Consider the following 2,782-nt stretch of genomic DNA (forward strand, 5'->3'; position numbering starts at 1 on the left):
TCCATTCAGCACCCCGAGCGACATATCACGGAAAAACAGTTCTACAAAATCATGAGCAAGGTTGGCGATCTGTTAGGAATTGATTATCTAGGTCCCCATACCATGAGCAAAACCGGGGCTTCTCGCGTCTACACGCAATCTAATTACAATATTGGCCTAGTCATGCACTTATTAAATCATTCTAGTGAAGCGATGACTTTAGCTTATTTAGGCTGAGACCAGGCTAGTACTGAAACGATGCTGGATCACATTGATTTTGGGTAGGAGGCTGGCTTTATGGATTTAGATTTTGAAACCAACAAGCATGATCTTTTTGATGATTGGCATCAAAACTAAACAAGCCTTTACGCACAAGTTACAGCAACAAGCTCAAATTAAAAAAACACAATTGATTCTTATTTGTTGTTTTAATTTGAAAATTTAAATATTAATAGCTAAATAGTGAAGGCCTATGTATAATTGCTGAACTAGTTTTGCAATGTTTACTTGTATGTAATTCAATTTAAAGTTTAAGTGTGTTATTATTAATGCGGTTTATTGAGACTGTTTAATTTAGTTATGCGTTTTTTGCATGATTTTAAATACTTTCGTGCGAAAGATAGGCCCAATTTAAGGGATATCAGAGATTATTAGTAGTTGCTGTTCTAATTTAAATGGTTGGATAACCTTGATAAGCTGGGGTTTTAATGACAACATTTTTATTTAAAAATAGTGTGAAAGGTGGGTTTTTATGTTAAGGAATAATTACTTTGGAGAGGCTAAAACGCATTATAAATTATATAAATGCGGTAAGAATTGGGCTGTTATGGGGATTTCAGTATTTTCGCTGGGATTAGGGATGCTAGTTACAAGTCGGCCAGTGTCAGCTGATGTGGCAGCTACTAGTACCTCAAGTAGTGCAGTAAGGGCTGAAACAACCAGTGCAAGTAGTAGCAGTGCAACGAAGGCCGATTCAACCAGTGCAAGTAGCAGCAGTGCAGTAAAGACTGAAACGACCAGTGCAAGTAGTAGCAGTGCAACGAAGGCCGATTCAACCAGTGCAAGTAGCAGTAGTGCAGTAAAGGCTGAAACGACCAGTACAAGTAGTAGCAGTGCAACAAAGGCCGATTCAACCAGTGCAAGTAGCAGTAGTGCAGTAAAGGCTGAAACGACCAGTGCAAGTAGTAGCAGTGCAAGTAGTAGCAGTGCAACGAAGGCCGGTTCAACCAGTGCAAGTAGCAGTAGTGCAGTAAAGACTGAAACGACCAGTGCAAGTAGTAGCAGTGCAGCAAAGGCTGAAACGACCAGTGCAAGTAGTAGCAGTGCAGTGAAGGCTGAAACGACCAGTGCAAGTAGTAGCAGTGCAGTAAAGGCTGAAACGACCAGTGCTAAAACACGCCAAACTGTAACTAAGATATCTTACAACACATTATTGCAACAATTACGTACAAGTAAGGCTTTGGCGACTGATAAAGAAGCTCTAACACATGTTACTAAGGATAATTTTCTTGCTTACTTTTCATTAAACGGATCAGCCACTTATGATCAAAATGCTGGTATTGTGACTATTACACCAGATGAATATAATAAAGTTGGAAATTTCTCTCTCAAGAGTAAAATTGATATGAATACTAGTTTTACTTTAACTGGTAAGGTTAATTTAGGATCCAATCCTAATGGAGCTGACGGTATTGGCTTTGCTTTTCATAACGGTAATACCACAGATATTGGTAATGCTGGTGGCAACTTGGGTATTGGTGGCTTGCAAAATGCTCTGGGATTTAAGCTTGATACATGGTCAAATGGTTATCAAGCTCCACAGTCTGATAAAGATGGTAGCCAAATCGATTCAACTAACTCTAATGATTTTGGTTGGAATGGGGATTCTATGAATGCTCCATATGGCACATTTGTTGATACTGAAAATGAAGAAGTTGCTACTAAGGATGGAATAAAAGTTCAAAGATGGTGGGCTAAAGATGTTGATGGAACTTCCCAAGCGTTAAGTAAGTCTGACGTAAACGGCCAATTTCATGATTTTACAGTTGATTATGATGGAGATACAAGAACATTAACAATCAAGTATACCCAAACAAGCGGTAAGATATTAACTTGGACTACGACTGTCTCGAATTCTAATCAAGCAATGGCAATGATTGTCAGTGCATCAACTGGTGGTGCTAAGAATTTACAGCAATTTGAAATAATGAGTTTTGATTTTAAGCAAGCAGCGACAGTTAATGTTAAGTATGTTGATACAAAAGGTAATCAAATTGCTCAAGGTGAGGTTACTTATCCAAATGGCGCTAATGTTAATGGTACTTATACTACAGGACAATTAGAAATTCCCAATTATAAATTTGTAAGAATGGATGATGGTACTGCCACTGGAGCAAAAAGTTTGCCAGCGACGGGTACTCTAACAATAGCTGGAGATAATGGGACGGTTATTTATGTCTATGCACCAGCGTACACACAAACAAGCAAAACAATTAGTGAAACCATTAAGTATATTGACCAAGATGGTAAAAAAGTAGCAATAGGATATACGGCAGATCCAATTACATTTGTGACAGTAACTAATCCAGTTGATAACACAACAACAACGTATTACTCAACTAAAGCAAAGACTGCAACGCTGGATGATAATGGTGTGCCAACAGAAGCTGGATGGACAAAAGCAGACAGTACCGATTTCGCAGAAGTAGTTAATCCAGAAGTTGATGGCTATAAGGTAATCAGTAATGATGCCCCAAATTCTGATTTGACAAGCGTTGCAGTTCAAACTGTCTACACTAATTCT

At 38.4% G+C, this 2,782-nt stretch carries 2 protein-coding genes; both read left to right on the top strand.

What is annotated here, in order from left to right; translation table 11 throughout:
- Positions 1–216, top strand: a 216-nt coding sequence (locus KGF70_RS16685) for a tyrosine-type recombinase/integrase (RefSeq protein WP_216786514.1), incomplete at its 5' end; no start/stop codon positions are given.
- A 514-nt stretch (positions 217–730) separates the two neighbouring features.
- Positions 731–2,782: MucBP domain-containing protein (locus KGF70_RS16695; protein ID WP_253955634.1), on the top strand; the 2,052-nt coding region annotated here is incomplete at its 3' end.

The sequence above is a fragment of the Lactiplantibacillus sp. 7.2.4 genome (assembly GCF_018991185.1).
Taxonomy (GTDB): domain Bacteria; phylum Bacillota; class Bacilli; order Lactobacillales; family Lactobacillaceae; genus Lactiplantibacillus; species Lactiplantibacillus pentosus.